General features: G+C 66.2%; 27 protein-coding genes. 11 read left to right on the top strand and 16 right to left on the bottom strand.

Annotation, left to right across the window (positions count from 1 at the left end; genetic code table 11):
• Window positions 1–99: 99 nt before the first annotated feature.
• Complete coding sequence (gene purF, locus WBB07_RS24730; protein WP_526311535.1) at window positions 100–1647, top strand: amidophosphoribosyltransferase; 1548 nt, start codon at window positions 100–102, stop codon at window positions 1645–1647.
• A 20-nt stretch (window positions 1648–1667) separates the two neighbouring features.
• Here purF and WBB07_RS24725 read toward each other — a convergent pair whose 3' ends face one another.
• Window positions 1668–2981, bottom strand: a complete 1314-nt coding sequence (locus WBB07_RS24725) for an NAD(P)H-binding protein (protein WP_526311533.1) — start codon at window positions 2979–2981, stop codon at window positions 1668–1670.
• Between the two features lie 182 nt (window positions 2982–3163).
• On the opposite strand from WBB07_RS24725, the gene purM reads away from it, so the two are divergent.
• Complete coding sequence (gene purM, locus WBB07_RS24720; RefSeq protein ID WP_526311531.1) at window positions 3164–4237, top strand: phosphoribosylformylglycinamidine cyclo-ligase; 1074 nt, start codon at window positions 3164–3166, stop codon at window positions 4235–4237.
• 35 nt (window positions 4238–4272) lie between these two features.
• On the opposite strand, the gene WBB07_RS24715 is transcribed toward purM, so the two are convergent.
• Both WBB07_RS24715 and ygfZ read right to left on the bottom strand, forming a co-directional pair.
• Window positions 4273–4458, bottom strand: a complete 186-nt coding sequence (locus tag WBB07_RS24715) for a DUF3073 family protein (protein WP_526311529.1) — start codon at window positions 4456–4458, stop codon at window positions 4273–4275.
• Between the two features lie 162 nt (window positions 4459–4620).
• Window positions 4621–5712 carry a CAF17-like 4Fe-4S cluster assembly/insertion protein YgfZ gene (gene ygfZ, locus WBB07_RS24710; protein ID WP_526311527.1) on the bottom strand — a complete coding sequence of 364 codons (1092 nt, stop codon included), beginning with the start codon at window positions 5710–5712 and terminating at the stop codon, window positions 4621–4623.
• A 72-nt stretch (window positions 5713–5784) separates the two neighbouring features.
• Between ygfZ and WBB07_RS24705 the strand changes: the two genes are divergently transcribed.
• Window positions 5785–6657 carry an aminodeoxychorismate lyase gene (locus WBB07_RS24705; protein WP_526311701.1) on the top strand — a complete coding sequence of 291 codons (873 nt, stop codon included), beginning with the start codon at window positions 5785–5787 and terminating at the stop codon, window positions 6655–6657.
• Between the two features lie 301 nt (window positions 6658–6958).
• A complete protein-coding gene (locus WBB07_RS24700) occupies window positions 6959–7804 on the top strand; it encodes an ABC transporter substrate-binding protein (RefSeq protein ID WP_526311525.1) in 846 nt (281 codons plus the stop codon).
• A 7-nt stretch (window positions 7805–7811) separates the two neighbouring features.
• Here the strand turns inward: WBB07_RS24700 and WBB07_RS24695 are convergent, their stop codons facing one another.
• The 8 genes from WBB07_RS24695 to lmeA all read right to left on the bottom strand — a co-directional run bounded on the left by WBB07_RS24695 (window position 7812) and on the right by lmeA (window position 12177).
• Window positions 7812–8090 (bottom strand): hypothetical protein, encoded by a 279-nt coding sequence (locus WBB07_RS24695; protein WP_526311523.1) that lies wholly within the window; start codon window positions 8088–8090, stop codon window positions 7812–7814.
• Between the two features lie 11 nt (window positions 8091–8101).
• Window positions 8102–8752 carry a nitrobindin family protein gene (locus tag WBB07_RS24690; RefSeq protein WP_526311521.1) on the bottom strand — a complete coding sequence of 217 codons (651 nt, stop codon included), beginning with the start codon at window positions 8750–8752 and terminating at the stop codon, window positions 8102–8104.
• A gap of 322 nt (window positions 8753–9074) precedes the next feature.
• Complete coding sequence (locus WBB07_RS24685) at window positions 9075–9377, bottom strand: DUF1416 domain-containing protein (RefSeq protein WP_526311519.1); 303 nt, start codon at window positions 9375–9377, stop codon at window positions 9075–9077.
• Window positions 9378–9379: 2 nt separating this feature from the next.
• Window positions 9380–10213 (bottom strand): sulfurtransferase, encoded by an 834-nt coding sequence (locus WBB07_RS24680; protein ID WP_526311517.1) that lies wholly within the window; start codon window positions 10211–10213, stop codon window positions 9380–9382.
• Window positions 10214–10231: 18 nt separating this feature from the next.
• On the bottom strand, window positions 10232–10708 hold the full coding sequence (locus WBB07_RS24675) for a DUF4395 family protein (protein ID WP_526311699.1): 477 nt from the start codon (window positions 10706–10708) through the stop codon (window positions 10232–10234).
• Window positions 10709–10814: 106 nt separating this feature from the next.
• Window positions 10815–10919 (bottom strand): Ms5788A family Cys-rich leader peptide, encoded by a 105-nt coding sequence (locus tag WBB07_RS24670; protein ID WP_526311515.1) that lies wholly within the window; start codon window positions 10917–10919, stop codon window positions 10815–10817.
• Between the two features lie 17 nt (window positions 10920–10936).
• Window positions 10937–11374: a thioredoxin family protein gene (locus tag WBB07_RS24665; RefSeq protein WP_526311513.1), complete on the bottom strand. Its 438-nt coding sequence runs from the start codon at window positions 11372–11374 to the stop codon at window positions 10937–10939.
• Entirely contained in the window at window positions 11374–12177 is an 804-nt protein-coding gene (gene lmeA, locus WBB07_RS24660; RefSeq protein ID WP_526311511.1) for a mannan chain length control protein LmeA, read from the bottom strand. Before lmeA ends, WBB07_RS24665 begins: the two co-directional genes overlap by 1 nt.
• Before the next feature lie 149 nt (window positions 12178–12326).
• Here lmeA and WBB07_RS24655 point away from each other — a divergent pair, with 149 nt between their 5' ends.
• The 6 genes from WBB07_RS24655 to pstB all read left to right on the top strand — a co-directional run bounded on the left by WBB07_RS24655 (window position 12327) and on the right by pstB (window position 18129).
• On the top strand, window positions 12327–13109 hold the full coding sequence (locus WBB07_RS24655) for a winged helix-turn-helix transcriptional regulator (protein ID WP_526311509.1): 783 nt from the start codon (window positions 12327–12329) through the stop codon (window positions 13107–13109).
• Entirely contained in the window at window positions 13106–14002 is an 897-nt protein-coding gene (gene mshD / locus WBB07_RS24650; RefSeq protein WP_526311507.1) for a mycothiol synthase, read from the top strand. Before WBB07_RS24655 ends, mshD begins: the two co-directional genes overlap by 4 nt.
• Window positions 14003–14160: 158 nt before the next feature.
• Window positions 14161–15315, top strand: coding sequence for a phosphate ABC transporter substrate-binding protein PstS (gene pstS / locus WBB07_RS24645; protein WP_526311505.1), 1155 nt, complete (start codon window positions 14161–14163; stop codon window positions 15313–15315).
• A gap of 37 nt (window positions 15316–15352) precedes the next feature.
• Window positions 15353–16429, top strand: a complete 1077-nt coding sequence (gene pstC / locus WBB07_RS24640) for a phosphate ABC transporter permease subunit PstC (RefSeq protein ID WP_526311503.1) — start codon at window positions 15353–15355, stop codon at window positions 16427–16429.
• Window positions 16426–17340 (top strand): phosphate ABC transporter permease PstA, encoded by a 915-nt coding sequence (pstA, locus tag WBB07_RS24635; protein WP_526311501.1) that lies wholly within the window; start codon window positions 16426–16428, stop codon window positions 17338–17340. Before pstC ends, pstA begins: the two co-directional genes overlap by 4 nt.
• A 12-nt stretch (window positions 17341–17352) precedes the next feature.
• A complete protein-coding gene (pstB, locus tag WBB07_RS24630) occupies window positions 17353–18129 on the top strand; it encodes a phosphate ABC transporter ATP-binding protein PstB (RefSeq protein WP_526311499.1) in 777 nt (258 codons plus the stop codon).
• 60 nt (window positions 18130–18189) lie between these two features.
• On the opposite strand, the gene phoU is transcribed toward pstB, so the two are convergent.
• The 5 genes from phoU to WBB07_RS24605 all read right to left on the bottom strand — a co-directional run bounded on the left by phoU (window position 18190) and on the right by WBB07_RS24605 (window position 24266).
• A complete protein-coding gene (phoU, locus tag WBB07_RS24625) occupies window positions 18190–18858 on the bottom strand; it encodes a phosphate signaling complex protein PhoU (protein ID WP_526311497.1) in 669 nt (222 codons plus the stop codon).
• A gap of 91 nt (window positions 18859–18949) precedes the next feature.
• Window positions 18950–21103 (bottom strand): LCP family protein, encoded by a 2154-nt coding sequence (locus tag WBB07_RS24620; RefSeq protein WP_526311495.1) that lies wholly within the window; start codon window positions 21101–21103, stop codon window positions 18950–18952.
• 233 nt (window positions 21104–21336) lie between these two features.
• Complete coding sequence (gene dusB / locus WBB07_RS24615; RefSeq protein WP_526311493.1) at window positions 21337–22524, bottom strand: tRNA dihydrouridine synthase DusB; 1188 nt, start codon at window positions 22522–22524, stop codon at window positions 21337–21339.
• Window positions 22524–23519: an acyl-ACP desaturase gene (locus WBB07_RS24610; protein WP_526311491.1), complete on the bottom strand. Its 996-nt coding sequence runs from the start codon at window positions 23517–23519 to the stop codon at window positions 22524–22526. Before WBB07_RS24610 ends, dusB begins: the two co-directional genes overlap by 1 nt.
• Window positions 23520–23681: 162 nt before the next feature.
• Window positions 23682–24266, bottom strand: a complete 585-nt coding sequence (locus WBB07_RS24605) for a TetR/AcrR family transcriptional regulator (RefSeq protein ID WP_526311489.1) — start codon at window positions 24264–24266, stop codon at window positions 23682–23684.
• Window positions 24267–24329: 63 nt separating this feature from the next.
• Here WBB07_RS24605 and WBB07_RS24600 point away from each other — a divergent pair.
• A partial coding sequence (locus tag WBB07_RS24600; RefSeq protein WP_526311487.1) for an oxygenase MpaB family protein occupies window positions 24330–25226 on the top strand: 897 nt, incomplete at its 3' end.

Raw genomic sequence — 25226 nt, 5'->3', positions numbered from 1 at the left:
AAACCGCTCGTCAGTGGTGGGAAAGCGTCCTTGGGAGGCTTTAGACTGTCTGCGTAAACTGGCGAAGTCACCCGAACGCCCCTAGGGAGCAGCCCCACCGTGACCGCTCAACCGATCGAACTCGAGAATTCGCCCCGCGAAGAATGCGGTGTTTTCGGTGTCTGGGCCCCCGGCGAGGACGTCGCCAAGCTGACGTACTACGGCCTCTACGCTTTGCAGCACCGCGGCCAGGAAGCAGCGGGTATCGCCGTCGCCGACGGCTCGCAGGTGCTGGTCTTCAAAGACCTCGGGCTGGTCAGTCAGGTATTCGATGAGCAGACGCTGGCCGCCATGCACGGCCACGTCGCCGTCGGGCACTGCCGCTATTCCACCACCGGCTCCACCACCTGGGAAAATGCACAGCCGGTGTTTCGCAACACCGCGGCGGGCACCGGTGTCGCGCTCGGGCACAACGGCAATCTGGTCAACACCGCCGAGCTGGCGGGCCGGGCGCGCGACGCCGGCCTGATGGGCTCCAATGCGGTGCTTGCGGCCACCACCGACTCCGACATCCTGGGTGCCCTGCTGGCACACGGAGCCGCCGATTCCAGCCTGGAACAGGCCGCCCTCGAACTGCTGCCGACGGTCCGAGGCGCTTTCTGCCTGACCTTCATGGACGAGAACACCCTCTACGCCGCGCGTGATCCGTACGGTGTCCGCCCGCTGGCCCTGGGCCGGCTGGACCGGGGCTGGGTGGTGGCGTCCGAGACCGCCGCCCTCGACATCGTGGGCGCGTCGTTCGTGCGCGATATCGAGCCCGGGGAACTGCTGGCCATCGACGCCGATGGGGTGCGCTCCACTCGCTTCGCCAACCCGACCCCCAAGGGGTGCGTGTTCGAGTACGTCTACCTGGCTCGGCCCGACAGCATGATCGTCGGTCGCTCGGTGCACTCCACCCGAGTCGATATCGGACGCCGCCTGGCCCGCGAAGAACCGATCGACGCGGACCTGGTGATCGGGGTCCCGGAATCCGGCACCCCGGCTGCCGTCGGCTACGCCCAGGAATCGGGCATTCCCTTCGGTCAGGGCCTGATGAAAAACGCCTACGTGGGCCGCACCTTCATCCAGCCGTCGCAAACCATCCGCCAACTCGGTATCCGGCTCAAGCTCAACCCGCTGAAGGAGATGATCCGCGGTAAGCGGCTCATCGTCGTCGACGACTCGATCGTTCGGGGTAACACCCAGCGCGCCCTGATCCGGATGCTGCGGGAGGCCGGGGCACTCGAGGTGCATGTGCGAATCGCCTCACCGCCGGTGAAGTGGCCGTGCTTCTACGGCATCGACTTCGCCTCACCGGCCGAGCTGATCGCCAACGCCGCGAACGCCGACGGATCGCAGGACGAGATGTTGGAAGCCGTGCGTCACGCCATCGGCGCCGACACCCTCGGCTACATCTCCCGGGACGGCATGATCGCCGCCACCGAGCAGCCGGCCACCCGGTTGTGCTGCGCTTGCTTCGACGGCGAATACCCGATCGAACTGCCCAGCGAGACCGCGCTGGGAAAGAACGTGATCGAGCACATGCTGTCCAATGCCGCCCGTGCCGGCGCCGGACCGGCCGGTGTGAAGACCGACAACGACAACGCCTCGGCGCTGCGCCGTCCGTGACCCGGCGCGCCGCCGGTAGCTCAAGGGCGCGGTGACGTTCTGCGCTGCAAGAGCTTTCGCTGCACCCGCCACGGGATCGCGGCGTACAGCTGGCCGGCCAGGCCGCGCGGGCACAACGTCATCGACTGCCGGTAGTCCGAACCGCCACCGGCGCGGGGCTGCACCGTTACCTCCAGCCAGGCTTCACCGGGCAATCTGCCGCGGTAGCGCAGCCGGGCCGCCGATCCCGTCGTCTGTGACCGCAGCTGCCAGCTGCGACCCGCGCGGGTCAACGTGGCCCACGCGGTGTCGGGAGGCTCGCTGGTGGTACCCGACACGGCGGTGCTGACCACCACTTCGCCGGCCCAACCCGGATCACTCGGCAGCGGCCCGGCGGGTCCGGCCGCCGCCCACGACGGCTGGAACCGGCCGCCGGTGACGTGATCGAGCGCCAGCCCCACCGCCTCCCGGTAGGGCGTCGCCGCCCCGGGCGGGGCGGGGATGACGCTGTCGATGTCGTGCTCGCCGGCCACCGCGTCACAATGCAATGACTCGACCAGCGGGCGTGCCAGCCCCGCGGGAATCGGTGTCACCAACCCCACCCACCAACTCGCGATCGTCGGCGTCAGAAACGGCAGCACCAGCATCCGTCGGCGCCGCAGCCCGGCCACCTCCGCGTAGACCTGCATCATCTCGCCATACTCGAGGACGTCGGGGCCGCCGATGTCCCAGGTGCGGGACTCCGGCACCGGCGCCGTCGCGGCTTCGGTCAGGTAGTGCAGCACATCCCGCACCGCGATCGGCTGGATCTTGTTGTGCACCCATTTGGGGGTTGTCATCACCGGAAGTCGCTCGGTGAGGTGACGGATCATCTCGAACGATGCCGAACCCGAACCGATGACCACCCCCGCCTGCAGCACCACGGCCTCGATGCCGGAATCGAGCAGGACCTCGCCGACGGCGGTCCGCGACTGCAGGTGCTTCGACAGCGGTACCCCAGCCGGATGCAGTCCGCTCAGATACACCAGTCGGCGCACACCTGCGGTGCGAGCGGCGGCGACCACGTTCTCCGCAGCCCGGCGTTCCTCGGTCACGAAATCCTCCGAGGATCCCATCGAGTGCGCCAGGTAGAAGACCACATCGATGCCGGTGAACGCCTCGATCAGGGTGTCGGGCCGCGTCAGGTCCCCTTTTGCGACGTCGACATCGTCGCGCCACGGCACATCGTCGAGTTTTTCCGGGGTGCGCGCCATGGCACGCACCTTGTGGCCGTGCCCGAGCAGGGCGGGGACCAGCCGACTGCCGATGTAGCCGGTGGAGCCAGTGACGAGACAGTAGGCGTGATCAGTGGTCATAAGGGTCATTCGTAGCCGCCGACGGGATGGTTGAAACCGAGGTAGACCGGTGGCGAGCGCACGCATTTGTGCGGCAGGAGCGGCGTGTTGCTGTACAGACACGCGCGCTCGCGGGGATTGGGGGCGGCCGATGCCACCCGGCAGATACCCGGGGAACCCGACGACCGGTAGATTAGGGCGCGATGACCGATCGTGCTGAAGAACATGCAATCTCCTACGCATCGGCCGGAGTCGATATCGAGGCCGGAGACCGGGCCGTAGAACTCTTCAAGCCACTGGCGAAGAGGGCAACTCGACCTGAAGTGCGAGGCGGGATCGGTGGTTTCGCCGGACTCTTTGCACTTCGTGGCGACTACCGGGAACCGCTGCTCGCATCGTCGACCGATGGCGTGGGAACCAAGCTGGCTATCGCCCAGGCGATGGACAAACATGACACCGTGGGCCTGGACCTGGTGGCCATGGTGGTCGACGACCTCGTGGTCTGCGGCGCCGAGCCACTATTCCTACAGGACTACATCGCTGTCGGCCAAGTGGTCCCGGAGCGGGTGCAGGCCATCGTCGCGGGTATCGCCGAAGGCTGCGTGCAGTCCGGCTGCGCTCTGCTGGGCGGTGAGACAGCAGAGCATCCAGGCCTGATGGCCCCAGACCACTACGACCTGTCCGCCACCGGCGTGGGCGTGGTCGAAGCCGACAACGTCCTCGGACCCGAGCGGGTCAAACCGGGTGACGTCGTGATCGGTATGGGCGCATCCGGCCTGCATTCGAACGGCTACTCACTGGCACGCAAGGTGCTGCTGGAGATCGACCGGATGAACCTCGCCGGTCACGTCGAGGAGTTCGGCCGCACCCTGGGGGAGGAACTGCTCGAACCCACCCGGATTTACGCCAAGGACTGCCTGGCACTGGCCGCCGAGACACAGGTGCGGACCTTCTGCCACGTCACCGGCGGTGGTCTGGTCGGCAACCTCGCACGGGTGATCCCGCACGGATTGGTCGCCGAACTCGACCGCGGTACCTGGACCCCGGCTCCGATCTTCGGTCTCATCGCGCAACGCGGTCGTATCGACCGGATCGAGATGGAGAAGACCTTCAACATGGGTGTCGGCATGGTGGCCATCGTCGCGCCGGAGGACACCGATCGCGCGTTGGCCATTCTGACCGCCAGGCACCTGACGTCTTGGGTTCTGGGAACTGTCAACAAGGGAACGAAGGACGGCCCGCTCGCAACGCTAGCGGGCCAGCACCCTCGCTTCTGAACCTCGTGTTAGTCGGGAGGCGCTGAGCGCGAAGCTCAGCGCCGCCAGGCGTCTTCGTCGCTCCAGCGATCATCTACCACGCCATCATCGACGTCGGTAGTCTCATCCGCCTCCGAGCCCGACAGCTCCTTTCGGAGCCGCTCAAAGTCGGTTTGCGGAGAGCTGTACTTCAACTCTCGAGCAACCTTGGTCTGCTTTGCCTTCGCCCGGCCGCGGCCCATGGGGGGACCCCCTCGCGCAATAACGGAGCGGCCCAACATTGTGAGCGGCTCCGATCTGTGTGTTTATTGTCCTGCGTCCACATTACCGTGCCCCGACCGGCTCTGCTGGCAGGCCCGTCGGCAGTGAGTGTCACAGTGTCCTTCTGATACTTCTTGGCGTGCCTACGCCCGGCCGCGCAGACGATCGATCGCTGCGCGTCCGGCCCCGGCGACGTCGGCGGGTGGCAACGTATCAGTATCGATCACCGCAGCGGCGGTGATCTCACCACCCGTCGTGAGCGGGGTCTCAGCCGTCAATCCGCGCTTGACCAGTGCCAGCGCCACCACGCCGAGGTCGACGTGATCAACGACAGTGCCCAGCCGGCCGACCACCCGTCCGCCGGCCAGGACCGGATCTCCGGTCACCGGACGGTCCGTGGTGCCGTCGAGGTGCAGCAGCACCAGCATCCGCGGCGGCTTACCGAGGTTGTGAACCCGGGCGACGGTCTCCTGGCCCCGATAGCACCCCTTGTCCAGATGGACGGCCCCGTCGCCAGGGCCGCCGATCCACCGGACCTCATGGGGAATGGTGCGCTCGTCGGTATCCACGCCGAGGCGCGGCCGCAGAGCGGCCACGCGGCGGGCCTCATAGGCCCACACACCGGCTGGACGGACCCCGGCTTGTACCAGCCTGTCGGTCACAGATTGCGCTTGCGCGCGGGGCACCAGGAGATCGAGTTCGATGTCGTCGGAACCAACGCCGGGCAGCCGACGCGCCAGGCCGCCCCCGGCCAACGGCACTGCGGCCGACTCCGTGGGTAGCTCCGCCAGCCCCAGCGCCTCCAGGACGGCGGGGGAGCCCGCGTCCGGGCCCAGGACAGACAGCAGGGCCAGATCGCCGGGCTCGATCGTCACCTCCGACCAGAACACCATCTTGCGGAGGAAATCCAGCAGCGGCTGCCCACGCCACGGCTCGGTGTCGATATAGGTGGCACCATCGAGTTCGGTCTGGATCCAGTGGTCCTCGACCCGGCCCTGGCCGTCGAGGCTCAGGTTCTGGACCGTCGCGCCGTCGGGCAGGGCGCTGACATGCTGGGTGGAAATGCTGTGCAGCCAGCTCTGGCGGTCCTTGCCGGTGAGGATCAACACCGGCCGATGCGAGCGGTCGACCAGCACGGCGCCGGTAGCGGCAGCGCGTTGCTCGCCGAGCGGATCGCCAAAATGCCAGATGGCGCCGACATCGGGACTGGACTCAGGGGCCGGGACAGCAGACATGTCACAACACTACGGTTCGCCGCCGCCCGTTATTCCCGCTCAGCGGGCCTACTACGCTGAGACGCCATGGCTGTGGTGGTGACTCTCGACGGAGTGGTGCGAGACCCCGAAACGCCGCTGCTGCACGCCGACGATCTGGCAGCGGTACGCGGCGACGGCGTGTTCGAGACGCTGTTGGTACGCGACGGCCGCGCCTGTCTGGTCGAGGCTCATCTGCGCCGGTTGGTGCACTCCGCGACGGCGCTACAGCTACCGGAACCGGACCTGCCGGCCTGGCGCAAGGCCATCGGCGTGGCGGTTGGGCAGTGGGCTGCCGCCACTGCCGACGAGGCCGCGCTGCGCCTGGTGTACACCCGGGGGCGGGAAAGCGGCTCCCCGCCGACGGCATACGTCAGCGTGAGCCCCTTGCCCACCCGGATCGCGGCCGCCCGACACCACGGGGTGTCAGCGGTCTCGCTGGCCCGCGGGCTGCCGGTCGCCGCCGCCGACGAGATGCCGTGGCTGCTGGCCGGTGCCAAGACCCTGTCCTACGCGGTGAACATGGCGGCCCTGCGGTATGCCGCCGACCGCGGAGCCGACGACGTGGTGTTCGTCAGCTCCGACGGTTTCATCCTCGAGGGGCCACGCTCGACCGTCGTGATCGCCACCGATCAGGTCGAAGGAGCCGGCGGCGCGCCCTGTCTGCTGACGCCGCCCCCGTGGTATCCGATCCTGCGCGGCACCACCCAGCAGGCACTGTTCGAGGTGGCGCGGGCCAAGGGTTACGACTGTGACTACCGGGCGCTGAAACCAGCGGATCTTCTCTCCGCCCAAGGTGTTTGGCTGATATCGGCAATCACGCTCGCGGCCCGGGTGCACACCCTCGACGGCGTGCCGTTGCCGGCGGCCCCAATGGCCGCCGAAGTCGCCGGCCTCGTCGACGCGGCGATCTTCAGGGATCGCTAAGCGCTAAATCGGTTGTCGGTCCTTGATTTCGCGGGTACTTTCGTCGGTACACAAGAAGGGAGGTGGTCCAAGATTTTGAGTGACTTATGGACATGTGAGGTGGCTGCCCGCTAGCAGCACCAGGCGTGAGGAATCACCTGCGAGCGCTGGCGAATTCCAAGCAGCCACCCGACCCCCGAGCCTCCGGTTTGTCCAACCAGGATCCACGGCTCGGGGGTCGCCCATTTTTTCCCGGGGTCTTAGCCGAGCCGTGACCACTCCCAGGGGTGAACTGCGGGTCCCGGACACGACAATGATCGGCATGAGTTTCGGGCGGACGGGCACAGCAGCCTCAGGGGTACTGGTCGTTCTGGTGATCGCGACCGGATGCGCCGCCACCCCTGCCGCGACCGCACCGCCGCGGACCTGTGAACGAGGCTCACTGAACACCCTGTACTCCGAGATCATCACGTTCGGCACCGACCAGCCCGCCTACCCGCCGTGGTTCATCGGTGACAACCCCGCCAACGGCGAAGGATTCGAATCCGCGGTGGCCTACGCCGTCGCCGACAAACTCGGCTACTCCACCGAAGAAGTGCGCTGGGTGCGCGTTCCGTTCAACACGGCGATGGCGCCCGGCCCCAAGGAATTCGACGCCAACCTCTCCGAATTCTCGATCACCGACCAGCGGCGGGAGGTTGTCGACTTCTCGACGCCTTACTACGACGTCACCCAGGCCGTGGTGACCGTACAGACGTCCGCCGCGGCCACCGTGACCTCCCTGGCCGACCTGCGATCGGTGCGAGTCGGCGCGCAGGTGGGTACCACGAGCTCGACCGCGGCCCGGTCGATCCGGGGTGACGCGCCGATCGAGATGTACAACACCAACATCGACGCCAAACTGGCGCTGCGCTCCGGACAGATAGACGCCCTGGTACTCGATCTGCCGACGGCAGTGGCGGTCCAGAGCGAACTGAGAGGGGGACTGATCGTCGGCCGGCTGCCGCAGGGGGAATCGGTCGAACAATTCGGCGCCATCCTGGACAAGGGCAGTCAGCTCACGCCATGCGTGTCACAAGCCATCGACGAGCTCCGTGCCGACGGCGTTCTCGACGAGCTGGAAGCGCGGTGGCTGGCAAAAGGGGTACTGCCGCCACTGCTGAGCTGATCGCCGGTCAGGGCCCCGGCGGGCCCGGCGCGAAGTCTGCACAGGCCGTGACCGCCTGCTCCCAGGTAGCTGCGTCGACACCCGGGGGTGGAGCTGCCGGACCCGGTGCGGGTCCCAGCGCCGGAGCGGGCAGCTGATCGACGCCGTGCTCGGTCAGACACTGCGCATAGGACCCGTGTTCGGACACCGGCGTCGGCTCGGTGGTCTCGGGAGATGTCTCCGGTGTCCCACAACCTGCGGCCAGCCCCAAGACGGCAACCGCACAGCAGACCAGACGGACGGGCATCACCGAGGCGATCAGCCGATGTAGCGGCTCAGCCGCGCCGACAAATGGGGTACCAGGCCGCCGTCGGCATCCACCCGCTCCTCGACATAGGCGAGGTCGCCGCCCTCGACGATGCCATAGAGCCGCTTCGCGCCCCCGACCAGCGTCCCGGACTTGCTGCGGGCCAGCGCATCGGTCACGAGTTCCCACGACGATTGGTTGAGGGGATGGCCGTAGAACAGCTCCACGTAGCCCGCCGAATGTGCGAGCAGGAGTTCGATGGCCTGGGTTTCGGCCGTGTCGGCCGGGTCGTTGACAAACCGCCAGAACCCGGATTCCCGCAGGCCCACCGACGCGTACTCGCCATCGTCGTCCAGGCGCCAGGAACGGGCTTCCCAGATCAAGTAGTCGCCGCCGTCGTGGGACACGATGATCTGCTGACCGAACCGGTAGTCACCACCGGCGCCACGGCCCTCACCCTCGCCGCGCCACACACCGACCAATGGCAGCAGTGCCAGCAGCGCATCATTGAGATCGGCGCCTTCCCGCAGATTTGCGGTATCGGCCGGCAGCGGCAGATCGTCGAAGACCGGGATGTTGCGTGCAGCGGTGACCCTGGCCCGTTCGGCCGCTGCGGCTACCGCGCGGTCGCCCGAACCCGGGCCAGACTCACTGGCGGTCACGACTCGTCAGTGACGAGCCGGTACACGGCATACAACGCAAACCAGGTGATCACGACAACGGCCGCGACGAGCATCAACTCGAAGAACAAAACCACGGTGAGAGTCTAGTTCCTATCTGGGGCTGTGATGCCCCTGGCCCCGCCGCGAGGGTGCGGCATTGCCCACATTTGTGAGCGCGCACCCTCGCAGCAGGGGGTGGATCAGGGGTTCAGGCGGAATCTGATTGCCTGACTCCTCAGCGGCTCGTACCTCGCCGCATCGGTCGTCAGGCGGTCACGATTTGCCTGACTCCTCAGCGGCTCGTACCTCGCCGCATCGGTCGTCAGGCGACCTTGACGTCGACCTCGTGGATACCGGCGCCCGCGGGAACCACCACGACGTCGCCGTTACCGGCCGACGACAGGGCGCGCACCCGCCAGGTGCCGGGGGCGGCGAAGAAACGGAAGTCGCCGGTGGCAGAGGCCACGACCTCGGCCGTGAACTCATCCGAGGAATCCAGCAGCCGGACGAACGCGCCGCCGACGGTCTGACCGGTGCCGTCGACAACCCGACCGGTGATGACCGTCTCCTTCTCCAGATCGACACTGGAGGGCAGGGTCTGTCCTTGCTTAGGGGCTGAGCACATAATCAATTTCCCAACTCGATCGGGGCGCCCACCAGGGAGCCGTATTCGCACCAACTGCCGTCGTAGTTCTTGACGTTCTGGTGTCCGAGGAGCTCGCGCAGCACGAACCAGGTGTGCGACGAACGCTCACCGATCCGGCAGTACGCGATGACATCCTTGGATCCATCCAGGCCGGCCTCGCCGTACAGCTTGGCCAGATCCTCGTCCGACTTGAAGGTGCCGTCTTCGTTGGCGGCCTTGCTCCATGGCACGTTGATGGCTGTGGGGACGTGTCCCGGGCGCTGGCTCTGCTCCTGCGGCAGATGCGCGGGCGCCAGGATCTTGCCCGAGAACTCGTCAGGGGACCGCACGTCGACCAGGTTCTTGGTGCCGATGGACTCGATCACCTCGTCGCGGAAAGCGCGGATGCTGAGGTCGGGCTCGCTGGCGGTGTAGCTGGTCTCCGGGCGGTTCACGGCCTCGCTGGACAGCGGGCGGCCGTCGAGTTCCCACTTCTTGCGGCCACCGTCGATGAGCTTGACGTTCTGGTGGCCGTACAGCTTGAAGTACCAGTAGGCGTAGGCGGCGAACCAGTTGTTGTTGCCGCCGTAGAGGACCACGGTGTCGTCGTTGGCGATGCCGCGCTCGGAGAGCAGCTTCGAGAACTGCTGGGCGTCGACGAAGTCGCGGCGCACCGGGTCCTGCAGATCGGTCTTCCAATCCAGCTTGACCGCGCCGGCGATGTGGCCGCCGTCGTAAGCGCTGGTGTCTTCGTCAACCTCGACGAAGACGGTGTTCGGCGCATCGAGATTGCTCTCGGCCCAGTCGACGGATACCAGGACGTCGGGACGTGCCATGGAATGAATCCTTTCGGTTCAGTGCGTAACGTGCGTGCGTCGCAGACGCGCGACCACAGGTTGGAAAACGGGATACATCTGGCAGCCGAGGCAGATGCCAAAAGCTGCGTTGAGAAAGGCTGCGAACAGGGCGAACGCTGTCGCGATGGTGCCCAACAGGGGAGCTCCCAGCGCAAAGCCGGCGGTGCCGAGCACTGCGAAGACGAACCCGACCAGTTGGGCGAATTTCAACGGGCCGACCGGTTCCCGTTCGGTCACCGGTCCCAGCCGCGGGGCGATCACGGCGGCGAACAGTCGGCCGTAGGGATGCCGCCGCGGTCCCAGAGTCGCACCGATCCCGAAAACCACGGCCTGCAGTCCGAGGACCAGGGCCGCCGCTGCCGGATCGACGGCGGACAGAACAAGGGTGGCCGCCAAAACGACGGTGGTCACCCACGCAGCAAAACGGGGCCCTCGAACGTCGACATTGGGCACGGCGACATCGTGGGTGATCAGCTGGCTGTCGGTGGACACGTGAATTGGCTCCTGTTGTGTTGGTTGGCTGGGCGCAAGCAGGCCACGGAGGGTCTGCCCTGGAGACGGCGCCAGACAGCGCGCCGACTCAGCAGCTGCAACAACAACAGCAACAACCCGCGACGCGGCACAGATCAACTGCGCGGCGTTTGGTGAGCATCGGCTCGAGGCGGGTTGACACGAAGCACACCATACCTAATGAAAGCCTGGTCAGGCCAATAGTGCCGTCAGGGCCGAGCGCAGGTCAGCCACCTTGGGTACCCCGGCAGTGCGGTAGCGCTGTCGCCCGTCGGCATCGAAGACGAACGTCGTCGGCAACGACAGCACCGACAAGCGTCGTCCTGCAGCGGGATCGGCGTCCATGTCGATTTCGACATGCGCCACTGTGCTGCCCTGGGCGGCAAATTCCTTGCACACCTGGTCGACCACCCGGCGCACTCCGGCGCAGGGTCCACACCAGGGAGCACTGAAATGCAGGATTGTGGGTGAGGTCCGGGACAGTCCCAGGTCGCTGGTGTCGGCGGCCGGCCGATCGGGGGCCGCGGCGATCTCGCGGACCACCCCCGAGCGTCGATTGATCAACCAACCGACCGCGCCGGCTCCGCCGAGCGCGGCAGCCAGGGCGATCAGGGCGTACTGCAGGTTCATTACTGTCTGAACCCCTCCGGGGTGATGGTTACTCCCTCGGCGATGCCCTCGATGATGATGTCGGACCCGCGGGCGCCTTGCGCTGTCGGAGCGACGCCGAAGGGCAGCTTCTGATCCGGCAGGATGGCGCGGAACGACTCGAGCACCGCGCTGAGCTTGTCGTCCGGGACGTCTTGGTCGGCGGTGCCCGGGCCGGTGAGGATGCCGGTCGGGGTGAACTCCACCGTGGTCGCCTCGTCGCCGACGATCGACAGGTCAACCGAGACGCTGACCCGCTCGTTGAAGCCGGCGGCCGTCGGTGTGCCGGTGAACACCAGGCCCTCGCTGCCGGAGATTCCGGATTCGGTGGTGCCGCCGGTGGCGTCGTTGGTTTCCACCGGCGGTGCTTCGACCGTCAGGTCGTTGATGCCCATGAACCGGCCGAGATGGGCGGAGTCGATGATGATGCGACTCTCCAGCTTTCCGACCGGTAACACCGCTCCCGGGCTGATCAGCCAGGACGACTCGGTGAGATCCACGGAATGCAAGGTGGCCTCCAAGGAGGCTTTGTCGACGCGGGGGTGGACAACGTCGCTGGCTTTGACCTCGAGTTCGCCGTAGTGGCCCCGGGCGGCCTGCGGGATGAACGGAAATCCCAGGATCGCGACCGAGGGATCCCAGTTCAACTGGGCGGCGGTGCGGACGGTGCGGGACAGCCGGTACTCCGCATAGATGGCGGCGCCGAAGTCGACACCGATCGCTGCCATCAAGACGGAGACGACCGTCGCGCCGAGGCCGATCAGCAATTTGCGCACGCCAAACATTGTGGCGCAGGGGTGCAGCGAATCATCGCGTGCCTTCTCTACCCGGCCAAATAGCAGGTTGCGAGCTATCGTTAGATCATCTTGGTCGGTAACAGTGATGTGTCGACAATGAATCTGGGAGATGTTCTCTCGGTTGCTGGAGGGTTCAGTTGGATCTATTGCTACTGACGGTCGACCCGCATCCGGAGTCAGTTCTGCCGTCGTTGTCCCTGCTGGCGCACAATGTGCGGGCGGCGCCAACGGAGGTTTCGTCGCTGCTGGAGGCGGGGACGGCCGACGTTGCGATTGTCGACGCGCGGTCGGATTTGGCCGCTGCGCGCGGGCTGTGCCGACTGCTCGGGTCGACGGGAACCTCGGTCCCCGTCGTCGCGGTGGTCAACGAAGGCGGCCTGGTTGCCGTCAATGTGGAGTGGGGCCTCGACGAAATCCTGCTGCCGAGCACCGGACCTGCCGAGATCGATGCGCGGCTGCGGCTGCTCGTCGGTCGGCGCGGGGGAGCGGCGGCCCAGGAGAGCGCAGGCAAGGTCAGCCTGGGTGAACTGGTGATCGACGAAGGCACCTACACCGCTCGACTGCGCGGCCGGCCACTCGACCTCACCTACAAGGAATTCGAACTCCTCAAGTACCTCGCCCAACACGCGGGCCGGGTGTTCACACGGGCACAGTTGCTGCAAGAGGTCTGGGGATACGACTTCTTCGGTGGCACCCGGACCGTCGACGTGCACGTGCGGCGGCTACGGGCGAAGCTGGGCCCGGAGTACGAGTCCCTCATCGGCACGGTGCGCAATGTCGGCTACAAGGCGGTGCGCCCCGCCAGAGGCCGCCCGCCCGCTCCCGCCGAACCCGATATCGACGATGACATCGACACCGGGGACGACCTCGGGGATCAGCCCTACGGCGTCGACGGCGCGCTGGCAGAGCAACGCCAGTGACGAGCATCGAGTGGCGATCAGAGCTGTCGCCGGATGAACAGGCAGCGGTGCGTGCGCTGATCGCTGCGGCGACCGAAGCCGACGGAATCGCGCCGGTCGGAGAGCAGGTGCTGCGTGAACTCGGCCGGCAGCGGACCCGACATCTGATCGCGATCGACGACTCGGCGCAGGTGCAGGGCTATCTGAACCTCACCGAGGAGATCGCCGAAGTGGTGGTCCACCCGCGGGCGCGCCGGCGGGGGATCGGGGCAGCGCTGATCGCCGCCGCACTGGCCGAGACCGACGGCGATCGCAGCTTCTGGGCGCACGGCACGCTCCCGGCGGCGACGGCCACCGCGGCCGCCCTGGGGCTGGTGCCGGTGCGCGAGCTGCTGCAGATGCGACGTGCGCTGGATTCACTGCCCGACGTCGAGATCGCCGACGGCGTGCAGGTGCGGACTTATGCCGGCCCCGCCGACGACGCCGAGCTGCTGCGGGTCAACAATGCCGCCTTCTCCTGGCACCCGGAACAGGGGGGCTGGACCGAGGCCGACATCGCCGAACGGCGCAACGAACCGTGGTTCGACCCCGAAGGTCTGTTCCTGGCGTTCGACGGCGACCGGCTGCTCGGTTTCCACTGGACGAAGATCCATGCGCCCGAGTCCGGCACGGGTCTGGGTGAGGTGTATGTCGTCGGTGTCGACCCGGGCGCCCGGGGCAAACGGTTGGGCGCCACGCTGACCGTGCTCGGATTGGAATACCTGGCGAAGAAACTGGCCGGCGGGGAGCAGCCGGTGGTGATGCTGTACGTGGAATCGGACAACGTTCCGGCCGTGCGCACCTACGAGCGACTCGGGTTCAGCGTCTACAGCTCCGACACCGCATATCGGGTCAATACCACACCTGATCAGTGATATCGCCCACGCAAAGCGGACTCACAGCTGGGCGAAACTTCACGTTCACGCAGCTGTTCACCTTCCGTTCACCTGGCATGAGCGTGCCGTCCATTCCTGGCGCATAGCTTCGCCCAGGGAAAAGCACTGGACGTCCGGTCGTCGGAACCGGCGTGCTCATGAGAAAGCGGGATCGGGTGAAGCGCAACTTCTTCGGCAAGGCATTTCTGACGACCGTATCGGCAACTGCCATTGCTGGTCTGGCACTGACGGCGTGCGGCAGCGACAACAACGCCGGCTCCTCGGGGACCTCCGGTTCCGCCGCCGGTACTGCTGCAGCAGGCGCGGCTGAGGACTGCGAAGGCAAGACCTCGGTGACCGCCGAGGGCGCCACCTCGCAGCAGAACGCCATCGCCGTGTTCAACCAGGTCTGGGGCCAGGTGTGCTCCGGTAAGAACCTGTCCTACAACCCCACCGGTTCGGGTGCGGGGCGCGAGCAGTTCATCGCGGGCAACGTCGACTTCGCCGGCTCGGACTCCCCGCTGTCGGAGAGTCAGATCGCGGCCGCCGCGGAGCGTTGCGGTGGTAACCCGGCGTGGAACCTGCCGCTGGTGTTCGGCCCGGTGGCGATGGCCTACAACGTCGAGGGTGTCGAGGATCTGACGCTCAACGCCGACGTCATCGCCAACATCTTCCAGGGCGCCATCACCAACTGGAACGACCCGGCCATCGCAGCCCTGAACGAGGGCAAGACCCTGCCGGATGCCGCGGTCACGCCGATCTTCCGGTCGGATTCCTCGGGCACCACCGACAACTTCCAGAAGTACCTGGAGGCGGCCGCGCCGACGGTGTGGACCAAGGGCGACGGCAGCGAGTTCCAAGGTGGCGCCGGTGAAGGCGCGCAGAAGTCCGCTGGTGTGGTGCAGGCCGTGCAGGCCACCCCGGGCGCCATCGGCTACGTGGAGAAGGGCTTCGCCGATCAGGCGGGAATGCCCTACGCCCAGATCGACACCGGCAGCGGTCCGGTCGCCCTGAACGACGAGTCCGCCAACAAGGCGATCGACGCGGCCGGCTTCGCCGCTGACGGCAACGACCTGGCGCTGGACCTGGCTTCGCTGTACGGCACCAAGGAAGAGGGCGCTTACCCGCTGGTCCTGGCGACCTACGAGATCGTCTGCTCGGCGGGTTATGACGCCGACACCTCGGCTGCGGTGAAGTCGTTCCTGACGGTTGCTGCCAACGACGGTCAGGGTGGACTGTCGGCCGCCGGCTACGTGCCGCTGCCGGAACGCTTCAAGGAGCGGTTGCTCAACTCGATCGACGCGATCGCTTAGTTGCCCTGCGAACCGGCACGAATGCGGTGAGGATTGAATGACAAACCCGATTAATGATGGTGGCGTCTCCGTGACAAACGTTGATTCGACCCCGAACCCCGCGGACGCCGGCTCAGCGGCTGTCGTTGCGGCGCCTTTCGGGGAATCCGAACCGATATCGACCAACCCGTCGAAGGGCGCCAAGGTTCGGGTGGGGGACCGGATCTTCCGACTGCTGTCGGAAGGTTCGGGCATCCTGATCGTGGTGCTGATCGCCGCGATCGGTTTCTTCCTGCTGTGGCGTGCGATCCCGGCGCTGGCCCGTAACGAGGCGAATTTCTTCCTCTTCGGCGGCAACTGGGTGACCACGAATACGTCGGCGATGCAGTTCGGCATCCTCGACCTGCTGCAGGTGACCGTCTTCGTGTCGGTGTTTGCACTCATCTTGGCGATGCCGGTGGCGCTCGGCATCGCCATCTACCTGACGCAGTACGCCCACGCGCGGGTCAAGGGCCCACTGGCCTACATGGTGGACCTGCTGGCCGCGGTGCCGTCGATCATCTACGGCGTGTGGGGCCTGTACGTGCTGGCGCCTGCGCTGCGTCCGTTTGCGCTCTGGCTCAACGAGCACATGGGCTGGTTGTTCCTGTTCTCCACTGGTAACGCGTCGGTGGCCGGCGGCGGCACCATCTTCACCGCGGGCATCGTGCTCGCGGTGATGATCCTGCCGATCATCACCGCGGTGAGCCGCGAGGTGTTCGTGCAGACGCCGCGCGGCCAGATCGAGGCCGCGCTGGCACTGGGCGCCACCCGCTGGGAAGTGGTGCGTACCACGGTGCTGCCGTTCGGTATGTCCGGCTACATCAGCGGTGCCATGCTCGGCCTCGGCCGCGCACTCGGCGAGACCATCGCGCTGTTGATCATCCTGCGCGGCACCCAGACCATGTTCGGTTGGTCGGTGTTCGACGGGGGTTACACCTTCGCGAGCAAGATCGCCTCCGCGGCATCGGAATTCAACGACCAGTACAAGGCGGGCGCGTACATCGCCGCCGGCCTGGTGCTGTTCATCCTGACGTTTGTGGTCAACTCGCTGGCCCGGGCCGCGGTTTCCGGAAAGGACAGGTCCGCATCATGACATCGACGCTTGACCGGCCGGTGAAAGAGCCGACCTTCCAGAAGGTGAGTGGTCGCCGCAAGTTCAGCGACAACCTCGCCACCGTCCTGGTGACGGGTTCGGTTGTGGTGGCCCTGGTGCCGCTGGTGTGGGTGCTGCTGACGGTGATCGTCAAGGGCTTCGGTGCCGTCACCTCGAGCACCTGGTGGATGAACTCCCAAGCGGGTATGACGGCGTTCGCCGCCGGCGGCGGTGCGTATCACGCCATCGTCGGCTCGCTGTTGCAGGCGCTGATCTGTGCCGTCATCTCCATCCCGATCGGTGTCTTCGTCGGCATCTACCTGGTGGAGTACGGCGGCGGCACGCGCCTGGGCAAGGTGACGACCTTCATGGTCGACATCCTCACCGGGGTGCCGTCGATTGTGGCCGCGCTGTTCATCTATGCCCTGTGGGTGGCGACGTTCGGCTTCCAGCGGTCCGGGTTCGCGGTGTCGCTTGCCCTGGTGCTGTTGATGATTCCGGTGATCGTCCGCTCCACCGAGGAGATGCTGCGCATCGTGCCGATGGATCTACGCGAGGCCAGCTACGCACTCGGCGTGCCGAAGTGGAAGACCATCTCCGCAATCGTCATTCCGACCGCCCTGTCGGGCATCGTCACCGGAATCCTGTTGGCACTGGCCCGCGTCATGGGTGAAACCGCCCCGCTGCTGATCCTGGTGGGGTACGCGCAGGCGATCAACTTCGACATGTTCAGCGGCTTCATGGGCTCGCTGCCCGGCATGATGTTCGACCAGACCTCGGCGGGCGCCGGTGCCAACCCGGTGCCGACGGACCGACTCTGGGGTGCCGCGTTCACGCTCATCGTCGTCATTGCCGTGCTCAACGTCGGCGCGCGATTCATCGCCAAGTTCTTTGCCCCGAAAAAGGTCTAGGAGTTCACTGATATGGCAAAGCGTCTCGACCTGAAAGACGTCAACATCTACTACGGCGCGTTCCACGCCGTGCAGAACGTGTCGCTGGCGGTTCCGCCGCGCAGCGTCACGGCCTTCATCGGTCCGTCGGGCTGCGGCAAGTCGACAGTGCTGCGGACTCTCAATCGGATGCACGAGGTGATCCCGGGCGCTTACGTCAAGGGTTCGGTGCTGCTCGACGGCGACGACATCTACGGCTCCGGGGTCGACCCGGTGGGTGTGCGTAAGACCATCGGCATGGTGTTCCAGCGGCCGAATCCGTTCCCCACCATGTCGATTCGTGACAACGTGGTTGCCGGTCTGAAGCTGCAGGGAGTGCGGAACAAGAAGACCCTGGAGGAGACTGCCGAGCGGTCCCTCAAGGGCGCGAACCTGTGGAACGAGGTCAAAGACCGCCTCGACAAGCCGGGTGGCGGCCTGTCCGGTGGTCAGCAGCAGCGGCTGTGCATCGCCCGCGCCATCGCGGTGCAGCCCGACGTGCTGCTGATGGATGAGCCCTGCTCGGCGCTGGACCCGATCTCGACACTGGCGATCGAGGATCTGATCTCCGAGCTGAAGCAGGATTTCACCATTGTCATCGTCACGCACAACATGCAGCAGGCTGCTCGCGTGAGCGATCAGACGGCGTTCTTCAATCTCGAGGCCACCGGTAAGCCGGGCCAGCTGATCGAGGTCGACGACACCGAGAAGATCTTCTCCAACCCCACTCAGAAGGCCACCGAGGACTACATCTCGGGTCGCTTCGGGTAAACCCGCTCAACGACAAATCCCCTGAAACCTTTCGGTTTCAGGGGATTTGTCGTTGTGGGCTCAGTGCGTCGAGTAGATATCCGAGTCGACGGGCAGCTCTCCGGTGATCTGGAAGATCACGCGGCGGGAGATCTCGACGGCGTGGTCGGCGAACCGTTCGTAGAACCGGCCGAGCAGAGTGACGTCCACGGCGGCGGCAACGCCGTGCTTCCATTCACGGTCCATCAGAACGGTGAACAGGTGCCGGTGCAGGTCGTCCATCGCGTCGTCTTCGTCGCGGATCCTGGCGGCCTTCTCGGGGTCGCCGGTCTCGAGCACTTCACGGGCGCTGCGTCCCAGTTCGACGGCGACGCGGCCCATTTCGGCGAAGTAACCGTTCACCTCTTCGGGCAGGGTGTGCTGCGGGTGCCGGCGCCGGGCGATCTTGGCGACGTGCAGTGCCAGCGCACCCATCCGCTCGATGTCGGCGACGATCTGGATGGCGCCGACGATGGCGCGCAGATCGCCGGCGACCGGTGCTTGCAGGGCGAGCAGGTGGAAGGAATTCTCCTCGGCCTGTGCGCTTCGCTGGGTGATTTGCTCATGGTCGGAGATGACCTGTTCGGCCAGGACCAGATCGGCCTGGAGCAGGGACTGGGTGGCACGTTCCATCGCAATGCCGGCCAAACCGCACATCTCGCCGAGTTGTGCGGCCAGGGCCGCTAGTTGCTCCTGGTAAGCGGTACGCATGTGCCAAGCCTACGTCGGTGGACCCACAAAAGGGATGACGTGCCACGTGAACGGCCGATGAATGGCAGCCCCTCGTGTTGGCGCCGAGCCGCTACTCGCAGGTGGTATCGGCGCCGTTGGTGACGGTCAGATCCTCGGGGAGGTCGGTCGGCATGGCCGTCATCTCCCCCTGGGTGACCTCCATGCTGATCGGGGTGCCCGCGGATTCCGGTGCGCTCACCGATACGAAGTCGGGTCCCAGAACCACTTGCACGGTGCTACCGAGCCCGGTCATCCGCTCGACCGCCGGGATCCCGAACGCTGCTGCCACGGTGGCCGCGGCCTGCTCGTTACCCGGTGAATACATCACGGTGGTGGCGGGCAGGTTGATCGGGTAGTCGTTCGGGTCGTCGACGGTGAAGCCGTATTGCCGCAGCGCGCTGCTGGCGGTGGATCCCAGGCCGGTCTGGCCGGTGGAGTTGGCGACGTGCACGCTGACCTCGGCGGGGTCGAGGGTCGCCGCGTCCACCAGCTGCGTGCTGGACTGCGCGAGGTTCGGTGTCGCGGTGGTCGGGGCCGTTGTGGGGTCGGTGGTCTCGGTCGACGAGGTGACCGGTGTGGTGGTCGCGTTCTGGTCGTTCTCGCCCGGCAGTGGCGAATCGTCGATGATGGCCCGGAACAGCGCCTTGATGTCGTCGGTGCGCGGCTGCTCATTGCCGTAGGCGTCGGCGTAGCCGGTGGTCGGCACGGTGATGAAGGTGATTCGGCCGGCCGCCACGCCCTGCAGCGATTGGCCCAGGTCCACCAGGTCCTTGGTGCCGATGTTGTCGACATAGCTGTCGCTGATGAACATGTTGACGACGTTGTTCAACTTCTTCAGCGAGAAGAACGTCTCCTTGGAGATCAGGGAGCGCAACAGCGACGACAAGAACAGCTGCTGGCGCTTGATCCGGCCGTAATCCCCATTGAACTCGGTGGTGACCTGGCGGGCGCGCACGTAGTTCAGCGCGGTGTGGCCGTCGACCATCTGCCTGCCGGCGTTGGCCAGCACGGTGCCCAGCTCGTAGTCCTCGAGGGGAGTCGCGGAGCAGACTTCCACGCCGCCGAGGGCGTCGACCATCTTGGAGAAGCCGGCAAAGTCGATGGCCATGAACCGGTTGATCGACAGGCCGGAGATCTTCTGGATGACCTTCACCAGGCACTTGGGGCCGCCGTAGGCGTACGCCGAGTTCAGCTTGGTCTCGGTGTACCAGGTGTCAGGCCCGTAGGTGCCGGTCGTCTCGTCGTATATCGGCCCGTATTCGCCGGTTTCGGGATTCCACGGCTCGCACTCCATCGGCGTGATCGCCAGGTCGCGCGGGAAGGACACGGCCACCACGCGCTCGCGGTTGGCCGGGATGTTCACCAGCATCACCGTGTCGGAGCGGGTTCCGCCGGCGTCCTCGGTGCTTCCGGCGCCCATGTCGCTGTTGTGGCCGTAGCGGCTGTCGGTTCCGACGATCAGGAAGTTCTCGTCACCGAACTGCGCGTTGGGATCGACGATGTCGCGCGAATCCGGATCGAGGGCGGCGACGTTGTTGAGATTGCTGTTTTTCGAGGAGTTCCACTGCCAGGCTCCGCCGGTGAGGGTGAGCGCCAGCACCGCGATGATCGCGGCGACCGACCTCCCCGCCATCAGGGCGGAGCGCCGGCGCTTCGCGTTGAATCGGGGGGGCTTCGTGGCCAGCGGCGCCGGCAACCGGTCGTCGATGACGGCCGGGAGCAGTGTGGTCTTCTCGGTCTCGGTGGTGCCTTGCCGGGCGGGCAGCGCCGCCAGGTCGGGGATTTCCGAGGCGTACGCAGTCTGTGTGGGCAGCGTGGGCGGGTCGTCGTCGAAGACGACAGGAGCAGCGTCGAAGACGACAGGAGCAGCGTCGAAGACCGGGGGTTCGGGAGTGCTCGCCGATGTGGGCGCGTCGAGTTGTGGCTGCTTCAGCGAGTCCGGGATATCGCCGGTGAGCTTGGCAAACAGGTCGGCGACCGTGACACCGCCGGTGTGGTTGCCGGTCGGCTCGTCATCGTCGTAGTCGGTGATGTCGTAGCCGGAGGAATCGCTGTCGGAGGCTGCGGGGTCGTCGGAATCGCTGTCGGAGGCCGCGGGGTCGAGGGCTCGTTCCCACGGTGCAGCGCCGGGCGTCGGTCGTGAAGACCGGGAGATCCACTGGTTGTCCTCGTCCGGACCCGACGCGCGGTGCTGGCCAGGAGTGGCGCTATCGCCGTCACTCATGTCCGTATCCGGCCTCCGGCTCTAGGTGACTCGGACGGATCCGTAGTCGAACGACACCGATGCAAATCACGCCGTCGGGTGGATCGGGCGTCGTGCCGCATCAGAAATTTCAGTTCCCTGTTTTTGGTCCCTATGTCTTTAGCAGCACATGGGGGTGCTTCGCCACTGGAGCACAGGAACGAATACATGCTACTTACGGAAACTGAGAAGACGAATGTCGAATCCGTCTCGGTTCAGCCACCGGAGTGCATAGCGTCGGCGCCCTCGGGCACCGTGCAGTCGTCCGGATCGTCGAGCCAGCCTTCCGGCAGCGTGACCGACGCCGGTGAGCCCTGCCGGCCGCGCGGGCCCTCGGCGGCCGGTGGGAACGGCACGTCGCGCTCGAGCCCGTCGAGCAGTGCGCTGAGCTCGTCGAGGGTCTTCACCAGCGCCAGCGCCCGCCTCAGGTCGGATCCGACCGGGAAGCCGTGGAGATACCAGGCCACGTGCTTGCGCATGTCGCGCATGCCCTTGTCTTCACCGAAGTGCTCAGCCAGCAGCACCCCGTGCCGGCGGATGATGTCGGCGACAGCGCCGAGTGTCGGCGGTACCGGTGCCGGTGCGCCGGTGAACGCCGCCGACAGTTCGGCGAACAGCCAGGGGCGGCCCAGGCAGCCGCGTCCGATGACCACGCCGTCGCAGCCGGTGGTGGCCATCATCGCCAGGGCGTCGCTGGCATCGAAGATGTCTCCGTTGCCGAGCACCGGAATGGTCTGAACATGCGCTTTGAGCTGGGCGATCTGCTCCCAGTCGGCCGCCCCGGAGTACCGCTGTGATGCGGTGCGGGCGTGCAGCGCCACGGCGGCCGCGCCCTCCTGTTCGGCGATGCGGCCGGCATCGAGGTGGGTGTGGTGAGAGTCATCGATGCCGATGCGGAATTTCACGGTCACCGGGACGGTGCTGCCTTCGGTGGCCCGCACCGCGGCCGCGACGATCTGCCCGAACAGCCGCCGTTTGTAGGGCAGTGCGGCGCCGCCGCCGCGCCGGGTCACTTTGGGGACGGGGCAGCCGAAGTTCATGTCGATGTGGTCGGCGAGGTTCTCCTGCACGATCATCCGTGCGGCCTCGTAGGTGTACTTCGGGTCGACGGTGTACAGCTGCAGCGAGCGCGGTGATTCCTCCGGGGCGAACGTCGTCATGTGCATCGTCGCGGGATGGCGTTCGGCGAGTGCGCGCGCAGTGACCATCTCGCAGACGTAGAGCCCGCTGACGGTGCCGACCAGTTCTTGTTCGAGCTCGCGGCACAGGGTCCGGAAAGCGACATTCGTCACACCGGCCATGGGTGCCAGCACGACGGGGCTGGGCAGCAGATACGGCCCGATCCGCAATGGGGTTCGGGCCGCATCTGAGGTGGATACGGTGGCTGGCGCCAGCGAGGTCATCAGGAGGAGGAGACCAAGAGGTTCTTCATGGCTTTCTTTTCGGCCACCTGGCGTTCGCGCTCGAGTCGACGGTGCTTGGCGACCTCGAACTTGGCGGAGGCCTCTTCGAGCTCCTCGATGAGCAGCCCGAGGTCGTCGCGCAGGGCTGCCGCTTCGCCGGTGAAGTCGTCGCGTTCGAAGATGCGCCACTTCTTCAGGATCGGCATCACCACGTCGTCGAGGTGGATTCGCGGGTCGTAGACACCGCCGACGGCGATGATGACGGCCTTCCGCCGGAATGCGGGCACGGTGTATCCGGGCATCTTGAAGTTGCGCAGCACCCGGTGCAGTGACTTCATCGCCTGGTTGGGGGCGATGTCGAGACCCGCGGCGCTGGTGTCGCGGTAGAAGATCATGTGCAGGTTCTCGTCGGCGGAGACGCGAGCCAGTAGCTGGTCGGCGATCGGGTCGTTGCATTCCTTGCCGGTGTTGCGGTGGGAGACGCGGGTGGCGAGTTCCTGGAACGACACGTACATCACCGAGTCGAAGAGTTTCGAGGCGAAGAGGTCGCCCTGCTGGTTCTGGCCGGGGGAGAAGCCGCGGGTCACCTGTTCCATGCGGGTGGTTTCCAGCTCGACCGGGTCGATCGCGCGGGTCACCAGGAGGTAGTCGCGCAGGGCGATGCCGTGCCGGTTCTCCTCGGCGGTCCAGCGGTTGACCCACCATCCCCAGGCGTCGTCCATGGTGAAGTTCATCGCGATCTCGCGGTGATAGGACGGCAGGTTGTCCTCGGTGAGCAGGTTCTGCACCATCGCGGTCTGCGCGACCTCGGACAGCTTGGACTGGCCGGGCTCCCAGTCCTGGCCGCCGAGGGCGTACCAGTTCTTGCCCTCCGACCACGGGATGTAGTCGTGCGGGTTCCAGTCCTTGCGCATCCGCATGTGCCGGTTGATGTTCTCTTCGACGACTGGCGAGAGTTCTTTGATGAGCTGTAGGTCGCTCAATTCCTTCGACATAGACGCCATGTCCTCCTCGCGTGTGGAAGCGCCCGCGGTTATCTGTACCCGTTGGTTGCAGTCAATATATCTGTGTACCTCAGTACCATTCAAGTTCCCCGCTGTGGTGTGTCGGGAAGCTCGCCGTGTGTGCCGCTGTGATCGCGGCCATGCGGAGGCTGCTCAGGTCACGGTGGCGCGGCTCATGATGGTGTCGATGCAGAAGTCGATGAACTGTTCGCGGGTGGCGCTCAGCCGGTGTTCCAGGTAAGCGGTGAACAGTGCGGTCAGCCCGCCGACGAGGCTGGTGGCGGCCATGTGGCCGGTCACCGGGTCGGTGATCGTGGTCAGTTTGCGCTGCAGCAGGTCGATGAAGCTGGGCATCCACTCCGCGCCTGATCGGGCGAGCACCGGCTCCACTTCGGGGGCCAGTAGCAGGACGCGGCCCTGTACGGGGTCGTCGACCATCAGTGCCACAAAACGTTCCACGGCTTCGCGTGGCGTTGACGCCGAGACCAGGGTGGACATCGCCTTGGCGCACACGGCGTCATACGCCGCGCGGACGAACTCGTCGCGGTCGGAGAAGCTCTCGTAGAAGTAGCGTTCGGTCAGGTTGGCGCGCCGGCAGACCGCGCGGACGGTCAACGCTGGACCTCCTTCGCCGCCGAGGAGATCAATGCCGGCGTCGACCAGTTCTTCGCGTCGCCGGGCTTGGCGATCCTCGAGCGGAACACCGGACCAACGGCCGCGACTTTGACCGGACGTCACTTCACTCCTAAGCTTTTGACAACTGGTGTAGTCAACTTCGCTTACCGACGGGACACTCTCATGGTGACTCAAGATACTTCCGGGGTATCACCGCTGAACAGTGAACCAGTCGCAAGTGGCTGCCCGGTAGCGGCGGCCGGCTACGAATCGCCGCCGCAGCCGCTGGGGCCGGAGTCGCTCACCTGGCAGTACTTCGGTGACTGGCGCGGCATGCTCCAGGGTCCGTGGGCCGGTTCGATGCAGAACATGCACCCGCAGCTGGGGGCTGCGGTCGAACAGCATTCGATCTTCTTCACCGAACGCTGGCCGCGGTTGCTGCGTTCGCTCTATCCGATCGGCGGGGTGGTCTTCGACGGTGACCGGGCGCCGACCACCGGTGCGGAAGTCCGCGACTACCACGTCGACATAAAAGGGGTTGACGCTCAGGGGCGTCGGTACCACGCGTTGAACCCGGACGTCTTCTACTGGGCGCACTCGACATTCTTTGTCGGCACACTGATCGTGGCCGAGCGGCTGTGTTGGGGTGGCATCTCCGAGGCCGACAAACGGCAACTGTTCGAAGAACACAAACAGTGGTACTCGATGTACGGCATGAGCATGCGGCCGGTGCCGGAGACCTGGGAGGACTTCCAGCAGTACTGGCAGCAGATGTGCACCGAGGTCCTGGAGAACAACTGGGCCGCCCGTGAGGTGCTCAACCTCGACGAACTGCCCAAGCCGCCGTTTGCGTCGTGGATGCCGGACCGGGTCTGGGCACTGCAACGACGGTTGCTGCTCAAGCCATTTTTTGTGTGGTTCACCACCGGCCTTTACCACCCGGCGGTTCGACAGTTGATGGGGCTGAGCTGGTCGGCGCGCGACGAGTGGGTGCACCGGCGGTTCGGCAAGCTGGTGGGCCTGGTGTTCCGGCTGGTGCCCCCGCGTCGGCGGATGCACCCGCGGGCCCGCGCCGCGTGGGAT

The organism is Mycobacterium sp., assembly GCF_049647605.1.
Classification (GTDB): domain Bacteria; phylum Actinomycetota; class Actinomycetes; order Mycobacteriales; family Mycobacteriaceae; genus Mycobacterium.
The sequence above is the reverse complement of the archived record's forward strand: the minus strand, read 5'-3'. Positions and strand labels throughout refer to the sequence as shown.

Coding starts and splice junctions, on each gene's coding strand:
- lmeA (WP_526311511.1), bottom strand. CDS start 12,177: ATGTTTGGCGTGCGCAAATTGCTGATCGGCCTCGGCGCGACGGTCGTC.
- pstA (WP_526311501.1), top strand. CDS start 16,426: ATGACATCGACGCTTGACCGGCCGGTGAAAGAGCCGACCTTCCAGAAG.
- WBB07_RS24695 (WP_526311523.1), bottom strand. CDS start 8,090: ATGCCCGTCCGTCTGGTCTGCTGTGCGGTTGCCGTCTTGGGGCTGGCC.
- WBB07_RS24610 (WP_526311491.1), bottom strand. CDS start 23,519: ATGTCGAAGGAATTGAGCGACCTACAGCTCATCAAAGAACTCTCGCCA.
- WBB07_RS24700 (WP_526311525.1), top strand. CDS start 6,959: ATGAGTTTCGGGCGGACGGGCACAGCAGCCTCAGGGGTACTGGTCGTT.
- WBB07_RS24725 (WP_526311533.1), bottom strand. CDS start 2,981: ATGACCACTGATCACGCCTACTGTCTCGTCACTGGCTCCACCGGCTAC.
- phoU (WP_526311497.1), bottom strand. CDS start 18,858: ATGCGTACCGCTTACCAGGAGCAACTAGCGGCCCTGGCCGCACAACTC.
- WBB07_RS24620 (WP_526311495.1), bottom strand. CDS start 21,103: ATGAGTGACGGCGATAGCGCCACTCCTGGCCAGCACCGCGCGTCGGGT.
- WBB07_RS24680 (WP_526311517.1), bottom strand. CDS start 10,213: ATGGCACGTCCCGACGTCCTGGTATCCGTCGACTGGGCCGAGAGCAAT.
- WBB07_RS24715 (WP_526311529.1), bottom strand. CDS start 4,458: ATGGGCCGCGGCCGGGCGAAGGCAAAGCAGACCAAGGTTGCTCGAGAG.
- purM (WP_526311531.1), top strand. CDS start 3,164: ATGACCGATCGTGCTGAAGAACATGCAATCTCCTACGCATCGGCCGGA.
- WBB07_RS24670 (WP_526311515.1), bottom strand. CDS start 10,919: ATGGTGTGCTTCGTGTCAACCCGCCTCGAGCCGATGCTCACCAAACGC.
- WBB07_RS24685 (WP_526311519.1), bottom strand. CDS start 9,377: ATGTGCTCAGCCCCTAAGCAAGGACAGACCCTGCCCTCCAGTGTCGAT.
- pstS (WP_526311505.1), top strand. CDS start 14,161: ATGAGAAAGCGGGATCGGGTGAAGCGCAACTTCTTCGGCAAGGCATTT.
- pstB (WP_526311499.1), top strand. CDS start 17,353: ATGGCAAAGCGTCTCGACCTGAAAGACGTCAACATCTACTACGGCGCG.
- ygfZ (WP_526311527.1), bottom strand. CDS start 5,712: ATGTCTGCTGTCCCGGCCCCTGAGTCCAGTCCCGATGTCGGCGCCATC.
- WBB07_RS24665 (WP_526311513.1), bottom strand. CDS start 11,374: ATGAACCTGCAGTACGCCCTGATCGCCCTGGCTGCCGCGCTCGGCGGA.
- dusB (WP_526311493.1), bottom strand. CDS start 22,524: ATGACCTCGCTGGCGCCAGCCACCGTATCCACCTCAGATGCGGCCCGA.
- pstC (WP_526311503.1), top strand. CDS start 15,353: ATGACAAACCCGATTAATGATGGTGGCGTCTCCGTGACAAACGTTGAT.